Genomic DNA, 11,943 nt, shown 5'->3' on the forward strand with positions numbered 1-11,943 from the left:
ATTTCCTGCGGGATCGTCATGGTTATCCCAACGCCTTCTTGTAGCGGCCTTCGACGAGGCGGTTGTAGCTCAGCATCACCACGAGGTTGGCCACCAGCAGGGTCAGGGCCACGGCCGCGCCCAGCGGCCAGTTGAGTTCGTGCAGGTACTCGTCGTAGACCACGGTGGCCACCATCTTCAGGCGCCGCCCGCCCAGCAGGCCGGGGATGGCGAACGAGCTGGCCGCCAGCCCGAACACGATCAGGCTGCCCGAGAGGATGCCCGGCAGCACCTGCGGCAGCACGATGCGGCGCAGTGTGGTGAAGGGCGATGCCTTGAGCGACAGCGCCGCGTTCTGCACCCCCGGGTCGAGCTTTTGCAGCGAGGTCCACACGGGGATCACCATGAAGGGCAGCATCACATGCACCAGCGCCACGATGACGGCGATCTCGGTGTAGAGCATCTTCACCGGGCCGATGCCGACGAGCTTGAGCGTGCCGTTGACCAGGCCCTCGGGCCCGAGCAGCATGCTCCAGCCGAAGGCCCGCACCACCACCGAGACCAGCAGCGGCGCCAGCACCACCAGCAGCAGCACCGAGCGCCAGGGGTTGCCCATGCGGCTCAGGATGTAGGCTTCGGGCGCGCCGATGGCGACGCAGATCACGGTGACCAGCGCCGAGATCCAGAAGGTGCGCCAGAAGATGGCGTGGTAGTACGAGTCGGTGAACACGTGGGCGTAGTGCTCCAGCGTGAACTCGCCGGCCTTCACGCCCGTCATCGGGTCGAAGGCATTGAACGACAGCACGGCCGTGAGCGCCAGCGGCACCAGCAGCAGGCAGGTGAACAGCACCAGCGCCGGGGCCGACAGCCACCAGGGCACGGCCTTGCGGGTGGCGCTGCTCATGGGGCCACCTCGGCCTCGGGTTCGGCCACGGCGACCTCGTCGGCGGGCAGCAGGCGCATGCAGTGGTCAGGCCAGTCCACACCTGTGCGATCGCCCTCGTTGAGCGCATTGCGGCCGTCATTGGGCACCAGCACCATCAGGTTGCCCACGGGCGTGGCCACGCGGTACAGCCACTGGCTGCCCAGGAAGAAGCGTTCGCCCACCTCGCCGTCGAGCCGGCCCTGCACGGCGGGCACCAACTGCAGCTTCTCGGGCCGCACGCTGAGCAGCACGGCGGCGCCGGGTCGAAACTCCGGGCCCTCGACCTGCACCGCCAGCGAACCCACCGCCACATGGGTGCGTGCCGCGCCGCTGGCCGTGACCTTGCCTGGCAGCAGGTTGGCCTTGCCCACGAAGGTGGAAATGAAGCGCGTGCGCGGGTGCTCGTATACGCGGTGCGGGTGGTCGATCTGCGTGGCGCGGCCGGCCTCCATCACCACCACGCGGTCGCTGATGGACATGGCCTCGCTCTGGTCGTGCGTGACCATCACGGTGGTCGTGCCCACCTTGCGCTGGATCTGGCGCAGCTCGAACTGCATTTCCTCGCGCAGCTTGGCATCAAGGTTGGACAGGGGCTCGTCGAGCATCAGCACCGGCGGCTCGATCACCAGCGCGCGCGCCAGCGCCACGCGCTGGCGCTGGCCGCCCGAGAGCTCGCGCGGGTAGCGCGTGGCATGGGCTTCCAGGTGCACCAGGCCCAGCGCCTGGGCCACGCGCTCCTTGCGCTCGGCCTTGGGCATCTTGCGCATCTCCAGGCCAAAGCTCACGTTGTCGGCCACCGTCATGTGCGGAAACAGGGCATAGCTCTGGAACACGATACCGAGGCCGCGCGTGTTGGCCTTGGCGTGCGTGATGTCGCGGCCGTCGAGTTCGATGCGGCCGTTGGTCACCGCCTCGAAGCCCGCCACCATCTGCAAGGTGGTGGTCTTGCCGCACCCCGAGGGGCCCAGCAGCGAGACGAACTCGCCTTTTTCCACCGAAAGGTTCATGGCCTGCACCGCGCAGGTGCTGCCATAGAACTTGGTCACGTCAGTGAGTTGAAGGAAGGACATGCACGGGCCTTTCTGGTCGCTGTTTCATCGCTGCGCGGCGGCGGTCCACCCGTGCCTGCCCCGTGTATGCACCGGTGCGGTGCGGGTTTCAGCGTTCTGTGGACTGTCTTGCGCTTTCGATTCAATGTATTGCAGTAATCAGGCCAGCTTGCATCGGGTATTCCATTAAACAGAATTTTTATTGAATTTATTCCGTTTAATGGAATATGATGCACTTCGAAAATGCCATCTATTCCACAGGAGCAGTGCATGGAACCAGCTTCGACCTCCACGGGCGGCGTGCCCCGCATGTTTGCCGTCATCCGCGCCCTGGCCGAGGTGCAGGCCGAGGGCGGGCGGGTCACCCAATTGGCGCGTGCCGTGGGCCTGACCCAGGGCACGACGCACCGTTTGCTGCAATCGCTGGTGGCCGAGGGCATGGCCGAGCAGGACGAGCGCAGCAAGCTCTACCGGCTGTCCACCGAGTTCTTCGCGCTGGCCGCCAAGGCCGGCAACCCGGGCGACCTGCGCAGCCTGTGCCGGCCTGCGCTGCTGCGCCTGAGCGCGAGCCTGGGCGACAGCATCTTCCTCTTGGTGCGCAGCGGGTTCGATGCGATCTGCCTGGACCGCAGCGAGGGGCCATTTCCCATCCGGTCATTCACGGGTGACATCGGCGGGCGCGTGGCACTGGGGGTGGGGCAGGGTGCCTTGTCCATCCTGGCCTTCCTGCCCGAGGCCGAGCGCGAGGAGGTGATCCGCTTCAATCTCTCGCGGGTGCGCGAGTACGGCGTGTACGACGAGGTCTACCTGCGCACCGAGATCGAGCGCGTGCGCCAGACGGGCTATGCCGCCCGCAACACCGGCCTGCTCGAAGGCATGGCCGGCGTGGGTGTGCCCGTGCTCGACCGCGAGGGCCGCGCCGTGGCCGCGCTCAGCGTGGGCACCATCTCGGCTCGCCTCAATGAGGACCGCCTGCCCACCGTGGTGGAGCTGCTCAAGCGCGAGGCGGCGGCCATAGGGCCGCGCATCCATCCCTTCGATGCCACCTTGCGCCGCCCCGCGCAAAGCCTGGCGGGGCAGCAGCCCGAGCAGCGCCTGGTGCCCGGCGGCGTGCCGGCCTCGCCGAACTGAGTCCGGCAGCGGCGGGGGCGTATGCTGCGGGCTCCTGCCCTGTCCAGGTGCGATGGATGCGGCGCTTTCCACCACCCTTGTCCCAGGCTGCCATGAACCCCATCCTCACCCTCGTCGTGTACTTTGCCATCATCACCTGGCTGCTGGTGGTCGTGGCCAGCCTGATCCGAGCCCGCGCCTGGACGCCCTCGGGCCTGCTGCTGGCCTTCGGCAACCGCGATCATCTGGCCGATCCGGGGGCCTTTGCCGGCCGCGCCGAGCGCACTGCGCGCAACAGCTTCGACAACCTCGTGTTCTTTGCCATCCTGGGCCTGGCGGCCACTGCCAGCAACCGCACCGGCAGCCAGGTGGTGCTGGGCGCCCAGGTGTTCTTCTGGGCGCGCATGGCCTACATCCCGGTGTACTACATCGGCATTCCGGGCGACCTGGGCCGTGAGCATTGCCGGGCTGGCGATGATGGCGGCGGCCTTGCTGTAGCTCGCCCGCAACGTGCGCGTTGCGAATGGTGGGCGGCGGTGACGCCCGGCACAGCGGGTGGCATGGATCTGCCACCGCAGCACGGTGCACGGCCTACATTCGGTGCTCATTCCTCTACGGCCAAGTGCCGCACCCATGACCACACTGCACGACGCCAGCCCCGAATACCTCCAGCAATGCCGCAACGCGCAAGCCGCTGAACAAGCTGCCTCGCTGGCCGCCACCAACCAGTGGGCCCATGTCGACAAGGCCCGGGCGCACCAGGATTTCCAGCGTTTCTATGAGGAACTGGCGCCGCTGATCGACAGCGCCGAGCCTTTTGCGCCGGCCATCCAGGCCCTCATGGCGCGGCACCATGCCATTGCGTCACGCTTCTATGCGCCGTCGCGCGAGGCCTATATCGGCACGGCACTGTTCTATGCCGACAACCCCGACATGAAGGCTTTTCACAATGCCTACCACCCGCGCATGGTGGCGTTTCTCGGCGAGGCCATCCACGCCTACGCGCACAGCCATCTATAGGGTGGGGCGGGCGGCAGTGGCAATGCCTGCACACTGCGCCAGCAGCCAGTCCCTGAAGGCCTTGACCAGCGGCGTCTGCGCGCGCGCCTCGGGGTAGACGAGGTAGTAGGCCTCACTGCTGGTGAGCACGTCGGTGGACAGGGCCACAAGTGCCCCCGAAGCAAGCTCGCCTTCGATCAGAAAGCGCGGCAGCAGCGCCGCGCCCAGGCCCGACACCGCCGCCTGCGCGATCATCGAGAACTGCTCGTAGCGCGGGCCACGCAGCGCCTGCGGGGTGGGGGCGCCCAGGCGCTCGAACCATTCCGTCCATTGCGTGGGCCGGGTGTTCTGCTGCAGCAGCACGGCGCCTGCCAGGTCGGCCGGCGTGCGCAGGCCTTGCTGGGCGCGGTAGTGGGGGCTGCACACGGGCAGCACCTCCTCGTGCATCAGGTACTCGCACACGGCGCCGGCCCAATGCGGTGCGCCGAAGTGGATGGCCGCGTCCATCGGCTCCTGCGCGAAGTCGAAGGGCTCGGAGCGCGCCGAGAAGTTCACCGTGGCATCGGGGTACAGCGCCATGAAGCCCGACAGCCGCGGAATCAGCCAGCGTGTGCCCAGCGTGGGCAGCACCGCCAGGTTGAGCAGGCCGCCCGCGCTCGAAAACGCCATGGCCTTCTGCGTGGCGGCCGACAGCTGCTGCAGCAGGGCGCGCACGTCGGCGGCGTACACCCGCCCGGCATCGGTCAGCACCACGCGCTGGCGCACGCGGTGGAACAGGGCCATGCCCAATTGCTCCTCCAGCTGGCGTATTTGGCGCGATACCGCGCTCTGCGTGAGGTGCAGTTCCTCGGCCGCGCGCGAGACGCTGGTATGGCGCGCTGCCGCCTCGAAGGCCAGCAGGTCTGCCACGGGCGGCAAAAAGGTCTTGCGAAACATGGCTGTTCATGCTCCTGGAGAATGAATATCAGGGTTTACACCGCTGGCGCACCGTCATGGTGCTCTGTTTATCCCGGAAATGGGCATGTATTGAAGAGACTTGATTCTATTTGCGAATCAAGTTGTTCCAATTTTTTGCTATCCGCCACCCGGCGATTGGGCGATATTGGGCGCATTGATTTTTGGAATGCTGCCATGTCCGCACCCTCTGCTGTCTCCCACTCCCTCGTGACCGATGTCGATGCACTGCTGCAGCGCCTGGGCGTGCCGCGTGCCGCCTACACCGGCGGCGACCTGCCGGTGCGCTCGCCGATCACCGGCGAGGCCATCGGTGCCGTGTACGAGGTCTCGGCGATCGCCGCCACCGCCGCCATCGCCCGCGCGCAGACGGCCTTCCTGGCCTGGCGCAACGTGCCGGCCCCGCGCCGCGGCGAACTCGTGCGCCTGCTGGGCGAGGAACTGCGCGCCGCCAAGGACGACCTGGGCCTGCTCGTCACGCTGGAGGCTGGCAAGATCCCCTCCGAAGGCCTGGGCGAGGTGCAGGAGATGATCGACATCTGCGACTTCGCCGTCGGCCTGTCGCGCCAGCTCTACGGCCTGACCATCGCCACCGAGCGCCCGGGACACCGCATGATGGAAACCTGGCACCCGCTGGGCGTGTGCGGCGTGATCTCGGCCTTCAACTTCCCCGTGGCCGTGTGGTCGTGGAACGCCGCCCTGGCCCTGGTCTGCGGCGACTCGGTGGTGTGGAAGCCGTCCGAGAAGACGCCCCTCACCGCCCTGGCCACGCATGCCATCGCCCAGCGCGCGCTGGCCCGCTTCGGCGATGCGCCCGAGGGCCTGCTGGAGCTGCTGATCGGCCAACGCGCCATCGGCGAGGTGCTGGTGGACGATGCCCGCGTGGCCGTGCTCTCGGCCACCGGCTCCACCGCCATGGGGCGCGCCGTCGGCCCGCGCCTGGCAGCGCGCTTTGCCCGCGCCATCCTGGAGCTCGGTGGCAACAACGCCGCCATCGTCGCCCCTTCCGCCGACCTGGACCTGGCGCTGCGCGGCATCGCCTTCGCCGCCATGGGCACGGCCGGCCAGCGCTGCACCACGCTGCGCCGCCTGTTCGTGCACGACAGCATCTACGACACCCTGGTGCCTCAGCTCGCCAAGGTGTATGGCAACGTGCAGGTGGGGGACCCTCGCGCCACCGGCACCCTGGTCGGCCCGCTGATCGACCGCGGCGCCTACGACGGCATGCAGAAGGCGCTGGACGAAGCCCGCGAGCTGGGCGCCACGGTGCATGGCGGCGACCGTGTGCAGGGCGTGGCTGGCAGCGATGCGTACTATGTGCGCCCCGCGCTGGTGGAACTGTCAAAGCACGAGGGCCCGGCGTTGCACGAAACCTTCGCGCCCATCCTCTACGTAGTGCGCTACAGCACGTTCGACGAGGCCATTGCCTGGAACAACGCCGTGGGTGCCGGGCTGTCGTCCTCGATCTTCACGCTCAACGTGCGCGAGGCCGAGCAGTTCATGTCGGCTGCGGGCTCGGACTGCGGCATCGCCAACGTCAACATCGGCCCGAGCGGCGCCGAGATCGGCGGCGCCTTCGGCGGCGAGAAGGAAACCGGTGGTGGCCGCGAGGCCGGCTCCGACAGCTGGAAGGCCTACATGCGCCGCGCCACCAACACCGTCAACTACTCCACCGCACTGCCGCTGGCGCAGGGCGTGAAGTTCGACGTCTGAGCACAGCGCTAACGTTCGGGAGCACCACGGGCATGCCCATCGTGATCATCGGCGGCGGCGTCATCGGCAGCGCCATCGCCTACGAACTGACGCGCCAGCAGCCGGGCTGTGAGGTCGTGGTGGTGGAACGCGACCCGACCTACGCGCGGGCTTCCTCGGCCCTGTCGGCCAGCTCCATCCGCCAGCAGTTCTCCACCGACATCAACGTACAGATCTCGGCCTACGGCATCGGTTTTCTGCGCGACGTCGGCACGCTGCTGGCATGCAATGGCGACGTGCCCGGCATCGGCCTGCACGAGGGCGGCTACCTCTATCTGGCCACAGCGGCTGGCGAGGCCACGCTGCGCGACAACCATGGGCTGCAATTGCGCCATGGCGCCGACGTGGCGCTGCTCGACACGGCACAGTTGTCCGAGCGCTTTCCCTGGCTGGCACTGCAGGACGTGGCTCTGGGCTCGCTCGGCCTGTCGGGCGAGGGCTGGTTCGACGGCTACCTGCTGCTGACCGCGCTGCGCAAGAAGGCCCAGAGCCAGGGCGTGCGCTACATCGCCGACGAGGCCGTGGGCTTTGCCATGGCCGCCAGCGACGGCGTGCAGCACGTGACCGCCGTCCAGCTGCAAAGCGGTGCCTCACTGCCCTGCAGCCATGCCGTCAATGCGGGCGGTCCCTGGGCTGCCGCCATCGCAGGCTGGGCCGGCATTGCCTTGCCCGTGGTGGGCAAGCGCCGCACCGTGTTCCATCTTTCCAGCCCGGCCCGGTTGCCACGCTGCCCGCTGCTCATCGACACCAGCGGCATCTGGCTGCGGCCCGAGGGCCAGGGCTTCATCGCCGGCTTTGCACCGCCCGCCGACCAGGATGAAGACTTCGCCCCGCTGGAGCCCGAATACCACGCCTTCGAGGAGCATGTCTGGCCCCTGCTGGCCGAACGTATCCCGGGCTTCGAAGCACTGCGCATGCAGGGCGCCTGGGCGGGATACTACGAGATGAACACCTTCGACCACAACGCCATCGTGGGCCTCTCCCCTGCCTGCGACAACCTGGTGTTCGCCAACGGCTTTTCGGGCCACGGCCTGCAGCAGTGCCCTGCCGTGGGGCGGGGCGTGGCCGAGCTGTTGCTCACAGGCGGCTACCAGATTCTGGACCTGTCGCCCCTGTCCATCACGCGCATCGCCGAGAACCGGCCGCTGCTGGAGAAGAACGTCATCTGAATCGGAGCAACGCCGCATTCGTGTGGCACGCCCCCACCGCTTTCCCAACGCCATCCACAACAACCACCGGAGACAACGACATGGCTTTTTCCCCCAACCGCAAAATGATGGCCGTGGCCCTGGCCGCACTGCTGTGCGCCGCAGGTGCCAGCGCCCAGACCACGCTCGAGAAGATCAAGGCCAGCGGCAAGGTCGTGCTCGGGGTGCGCGAAACCTCGCCTCCCATGGCCTACGCGCTGGGCGCCAACGAAAAATACGTGGGCTACCACGTCGAGCTGTGCGAGCGCGTGCTCAAGGAGATCGTGCCCGACGCCAAGCTCGAGTACATGGCCGTGACGGCTCAGAACACGCTGCCGCTGGTGCAGAACGGCACGCTCGACATCGGCTGCGGCCCGACCACCAACAACACCGCGCGCCAGCAGCAGGTGGCCTTTGCGGTGACCACCTATGTGAGCGAAGTGCGCATGGCGGTGCGCAAGGACTCGGACCTCAAGTCCGTCAGCCAGCTCGCGGGCCGCACCATTGCCGCGTCCACCGGCACCACGGCCGTGCAGTTGCTGCGCAAGCAGGAACGCGCCCTGGGCGGTGCGTCCGTCAAGACCGTGCTGGGCAAGGACCACCACGAAAGCTTTTTGCTGCTCGAATCCGGCCGCGCCGATGCCTTCGTGCTCGACGACAACCTGCTGGCCGGGATGATCGCCAACGCCAAGGACCCATCGGCCTACCGCATCGTGGGCGAACCGCTGGGCGCCGAGCCGATTGCGCTGCTGTTCCGCAAGGACGACCCCAGCTTCAAGGCCGCGGTGGACGGCGTGCTCACCAAACTCATGCAGAGCGGTGAGATGGAAAAGATCTACACCAGGTGGTTCATGAACCCCATCCCGCCCAAGAACGTGGCCCTGAACCTGCCGCTGGGCACCACGCTGCGCCAGCTGTTCGCCGCCCCCAACGACAAGCCCCTGGAGTCCTACCAGCAATGAACGCCGCCATCCCCGCCACGGCCTTTCGCGCGGCCGACCGCATCAGCGCCATCGGCGTGTCGGACATCGTGCGCATCACCCAGGCCGCCAACGAGCTCAAGCGCCAGGGCCAGCCCGTGATCGTGCTGGGCCTGGGCGAGCCGGACTTCGATACGCCGATCCACATCCAGGAGGCCGCGCAGCAGGCCATGGCGCGGGGCGACACGCACTACACGGTGCTGGACGGCACGCCCGCACTCAAGGCGGCCATAGCGCTCAAGTTCCGCCGCGACAACGCCCTGGAGTTCGCCGCCAACGAGATCACCGTGGGCGCGGGTGCCAAGCAGGTCATCTACAACGCGCTGATGGCTAGCCTGAACCCCGGCGATGAGGTGATCCTGGCCGCACCCTACTGGACGTCGTACGCCGACATGGTGCTGATCGCGGGTGGCGTGCCCGTGGTGGTGCCGTGCAGCGAGGCCAATGGCTTTCGCATCACGGCCGAACAGCTCGAAGCAGCGATCACGCCGCGCACCCGATGGGTGTTCATCAACTCTCCCTCCAACCCCAGCGGCACGGCCTACAGCGCCGAGCAACTGCGGCCCATCCTGGAGGTGGTGCTGCGCCACCCGCAGGTCTGGGTGCTGGCGGACGACATCTATGAGCACATCCTTTACGATGGCCATGCGTTTGCCACGCCGGCGGTGGTGATGCCCGCGCTGCGCGAGCGCACGCTCACCGTGAACGGCGTTTCCAAGTCGTATGCCATGACGGGCTGGCGCATCGGCTACGGCGCGGGCCCGCGTGCACTGATTGCGGCCATGGCCGTGGTGCAGAGCCAGGCCACCTCGTGCGCCTCGTCCATCAGCCAGGCAGCGGCCGTGGCGGCCCTGACCGGGCCGCAGGACATCGTGGCCGAGCGCTGCCGCGAGTTCCAGGCGCGGCGCGACTTGGTGGTGGCCGCGCTCAACGCTTCGCCCGGGCTGCGCTGCCGCGTGCCCGAAGGCGCGTTCTACACCTTCGCCAGCTGCGAAGGCGTGCTGGGCCGCACCACGCCGGGCGGCGCCACGCTGCGCACCGATGCGGATTTTTGCGACTACCTGCTGCGCGAGTTCCACGTGGCGGTGGTCCCTGGCAGCGTGCTGGGACTGGCGCCGTACTTCCGGATCTCGTACGCTGCGTCCATGGCCGACCTGCAGGAAGCCTGCGCGCGCATCCGCCGTGCGTGCGATGCGCTGCGCTGACGGTTTGCCGATTTCTTTTTTGTTTGTTTCTCTCGTTCCGGAACCCTGACATGACCACGCCCTCCACCTCCAGCACCGCCGCCAGCCGCACGGGCGGCCAGATCCTGGTCCAGCAGCTCATCACCCATGGCGTGAAGCAACTCTTCTGCGTGCCCGGTGAAAGCTACCTGGCCGTGCTGGATGCGCTGCACGACGCCGACATCGCCGTCACCGTCTGCCGCCAGGAGGGGGGCGCGGCCATGATGGCCGAGGCCCAGGGCAAGCTCACGGGCCAGCCCGGCATCTGCTTCGTCACGCGGGGGCCGGGGGCCACCAATGCCTCGGCTGGCGTGCACATCGCGCACCAGGACTCCACGCCGTTGATTCTGTTCGTGGGCCAGGTGGCGCGGGGGGCGCTGGGGCGCGAGGCCTTCCAGGAGCTGGACTACAGCGCCGTCTTTGGCACCATGGCCAAGTGGGTGGTGCAGATCGACGACCCGGCGCGCGTGCCCGAACTCATTTCGCGCGCCTTCCACGTTGCCACCTCGGGCCGGCCCGGCCCCGTGGTGGTGGCTCTGCCCGAAGACATGTTGACCGAGGCAGCGGTGGTGGCCGATGCGCTGCCCTACCAGGTGGCCGAAACCCACCCCGGCGCCACGCAGATGGCCGAGCTGGCCGAGCGCCTGGGCAAGGCCAAGCAGCCCGTGGCCATTCTGGGCGGCAGCCGCTGGTCCGAGCAGGCCGTGCGCGAGTTCACAGCCTTTGCCGAGGCCTGGTCGCTGCCCGTGTACTGCTCGTTCCGCCGGCAGATGCTGTTTCCGGCCAACCACGCCTGCTACGGCGGCGACCTGGGCCTGGGGGTGAACCCCAAGCTGCTGGCGCGCATCCGCGCGTCGGACTTGGTGCTGGTGGTCGGCGGGCGCCTGTCCGAAGTGCCCTCCCAGGGCTATGAGTTGTTCGCCATTCCCAACCCCGTGCAGCCCATCGTGCACGTGCATGCCGACGCCGATGAACTGGGCCGGCTCTACCGTCCCGCGCAACCGATCCATGCCACGCCCCAGGCCTTCACTGCGGCGCTGGCCACGGTACGCCCCACGGCCGCCGTGCCCTGGCAGGCCCATGTCGAGGCCGCCCATGCCGAGTACCTTGCCTGGAGCGATACCACCCCCATCCGCATCCCCGGCGAGCTGCAGATGGGCCAGGTGATGCAGCACCTCAAGGAGGTGCTGCCAGCCGACACCATCTTCTGCAACGGCGCAGGCAACTTCGCGACCTGGATCCACCGCTTCTGGCCCTTCACCACCTTTGCCAGCCAGCTGGCGCCCACCAGCGGCTCCATGGGCTACGGCCTGCCGGCCGGCGTGGGCGGCAAACGCCTGTGGCCGCAGCGCGAGGTGGTGATCTTCGCGGGCGACGGCGATTTCCTGATGCACGGCCAGGAGTTCGCCACCGCCGTGCAGTACGGCCTGCCGATCATCGTGGTGCTGCTGGACAACGCCATGTACGGCACCATCCGCATGCACCAGGAGCGCGAGTACCCGGGCCGCGTGAGTGCGACTGCCCTGAAGAACCCCGATTTCAAGGCCTATGCCCAGGCCTTCGGCGGCCATGGTGAGCGTGTCACGACCACCGAGGAATTCGCCCCGGCCCTGGCCCGTGCGCGCGCCAGCGGCCTGCCCAGCGTGCTGCACTGCCTGATCGATCCCGAGGCCATCACGCCCACGGGCACGCTGCAGGGGATGCGCAACGCGGCACTCGCCAAGAAGTAATTCCGCTGCCCCAACCCTGTTGTCGGCTGGGCGGCTGACAGCAGGGTGGCGGCCC

At 68.1% G+C, this 11,943-nt stretch carries 11 protein-coding genes; 8 read left to right on the plus strand and 3 right to left on the minus strand.

What is annotated here, in order from left to right:
- Positions 1-22 precede the first annotated feature (22 nt).
- Positions 23-883 (minus strand): ABC transporter permease, encoded by an 861-nt coding sequence (locus ASE28_RS21625; RefSeq protein WP_057202074.1) that lies wholly within the window; start codon positions 881-883, stop codon positions 23-25.
- On the minus strand, positions 880-1,974 hold the full coding sequence (locus ASE28_RS21630) for an ABC transporter ATP-binding protein (RefSeq protein ID WP_057268426.1): 1,095 nt from the start codon (positions 1,972-1,974) through the stop codon (positions 880-882). The genes ASE28_RS21625 and ASE28_RS21630 overlap by 4 nt, the downstream gene beginning before the upstream one ends.
- A gap of 249 nt (positions 1,975-2,223) precedes the next feature.
- Between ASE28_RS21630 and ASE28_RS21635 the strand changes: the two genes are divergently transcribed.
- The 3 genes from ASE28_RS21635 (at position 2,224) to ASE28_RS21645 (ending at position 4,083) form a co-directional block, all read left to right on the plus strand.
- Positions 2,224-3,084: an IclR family transcriptional regulator gene (locus ASE28_RS21635; protein WP_057202076.1), complete on the plus strand. Its 861-nt coding sequence runs from the start codon at positions 2,224-2,226 to the stop codon at positions 3,082-3,084.
- A 92-nt stretch (positions 3,085-3,176) separates the two neighbouring features.
- Complete coding sequence (locus ASE28_RS21640) at positions 3,177-3,761, plus strand: MAPEG family protein (protein WP_235516188.1); 585 nt, start codon at positions 3,177-3,179, stop codon at positions 3,759-3,761.
- Entirely contained in the window at positions 3,697-4,083 is a 387-nt protein-coding gene (locus ASE28_RS21645; protein WP_057202078.1) for a TipAS antibiotic-recognition domain-containing protein, read from the plus strand. The genes ASE28_RS21640 and ASE28_RS21645 overlap by 65 nt, the downstream gene beginning before the upstream one ends.
- On the opposite strand, the gene ASE28_RS21650 is transcribed toward ASE28_RS21645, so the two are convergent.
- The gene (locus ASE28_RS21650; RefSeq protein WP_057202079.1) at positions 4,078-4,998 is read right to left on the minus strand and encodes a LysR family transcriptional regulator; all 921 of its coding nucleotides are present in this window, start codon (positions 4,996-4,998) and stop codon (positions 4,078-4,080) included. The two genes, ASE28_RS21645 and ASE28_RS21650, sit on opposite strands and share 6 nt — an antisense overlap.
- A gap of 195 nt (positions 4,999-5,193) precedes the next feature.
- On the opposite strand from ASE28_RS21650, the gene ASE28_RS21655 reads away from it, so the two are divergent.
- The 5 genes from ASE28_RS21655 (at position 5,194) to ASE28_RS21675 (ending at position 11,888) form a co-directional block, all read left to right on the plus strand.
- Positions 5,194-6,729: an aldehyde dehydrogenase family protein gene (locus ASE28_RS21655; protein ID WP_057268427.1), complete on the plus strand. Its 1,536-nt coding sequence runs from the start codon at positions 5,194-5,196 to the stop codon at positions 6,727-6,729.
- Between the two features lie 32 nt (positions 6,730-6,761).
- Positions 6,762-7,937: an FAD-binding oxidoreductase gene (locus tag ASE28_RS21660; protein ID WP_057268428.1), complete on the plus strand. Its 1,176-nt coding sequence runs from the start codon at positions 6,762-6,764 to the stop codon at positions 7,935-7,937.
- Between the two features lie 80 nt (positions 7,938-8,017).
- Entirely contained in the window at positions 8,018-8,917 is a 900-nt protein-coding gene (locus tag ASE28_RS21665; protein WP_157422083.1) for an amino acid ABC transporter substrate-binding protein, read from the plus strand.
- Positions 8,914-10,140 carry a pyridoxal phosphate-dependent aminotransferase gene (locus ASE28_RS21670; RefSeq protein WP_057202082.1) on the plus strand — a complete coding sequence of 409 codons (1,227 nt, stop codon included), beginning with the start codon at positions 8,914-8,916 and terminating at the stop codon, positions 10,138-10,140. Before ASE28_RS21665 ends, ASE28_RS21670 begins: the two co-directional genes overlap by 4 nt.
- Positions 10,141-10,190: 50 nt before the next feature.
- The gene (locus ASE28_RS21675; RefSeq protein ID WP_057268429.1) at positions 10,191-11,888 is read left to right on the plus strand and encodes a thiamine pyrophosphate-binding protein; all 1,698 of its coding nucleotides are present in this window, start codon (positions 10,191-10,193) and stop codon (positions 11,886-11,888) included.
- Positions 11,889-11,943 lie beyond the last annotated feature (55 nt).

The organism is Acidovorax sp. Root219 (assembly GCF_001428665.1).
In the GTDB taxonomy this organism is placed as follows: domain Bacteria; phylum Pseudomonadota; class Gammaproteobacteria; order Burkholderiales; family Burkholderiaceae_C; genus Acidovorax.

Coding starts and splice junctions, on each gene's coding strand:
- ASE28_RS21650 (WP_057202079.1), bottom strand. CDS start 4,998: ATGTTTCGCAAGACCTTTTTGCCGCCCGTGGCAGACCTGCTGGCCTTC.
- ASE28_RS21665 (WP_157422083.1), top strand. CDS start 8,018: ATGGCTTTTTCCCCCAACCGCAAAATGATGGCCGTGGCCCTGGCCGCA.
- ASE28_RS21670 (WP_057202082.1), top strand. CDS start 8,914: ATGAACGCCGCCATCCCCGCCACGGCCTTTCGCGCGGCCGACCGCATC.
- ASE28_RS21675 (WP_057268429.1), top strand. CDS start 10,191: ATGACCACGCCCTCCACCTCCAGCACCGCCGCCAGCCGCACGGGCGGC.
- ASE28_RS21645 (WP_057202078.1), top strand. CDS start 3,697: ATGACCACACTGCACGACGCCAGCCCCGAATACCTCCAGCAATGCCGC.
- ASE28_RS21630 (WP_057268426.1), bottom strand. CDS start 1,974: ATGTCCTTCCTTCAACTCACTGACGTGACCAAGTTCTATGGCAGCACC.
- ASE28_RS21635 (WP_057202076.1), top strand. CDS start 2,224: ATGGAACCAGCTTCGACCTCCACGGGCGGCGTGCCCCGCATGTTTGCC.
- ASE28_RS21660 (WP_057268428.1), top strand. CDS start 6,762: ATGCCCATCGTGATCATCGGCGGCGGCGTCATCGGCAGCGCCATCGCC.
- ASE28_RS21640 (WP_235516188.1), top strand. CDS start 3,177: ATGAACCCCATCCTCACCCTCGTCGTGTACTTTGCCATCATCACCTGG.
- ASE28_RS21655 (WP_057268427.1), top strand. CDS start 5,194: ATGTCCGCACCCTCTGCTGTCTCCCACTCCCTCGTGACCGATGTCGAT.
- ASE28_RS21625 (WP_057202074.1), bottom strand. CDS start 883: ATGAGCAGCGCCACCCGCAAGGCCGTGCCCTGGTGGCTGTCGGCCCCG.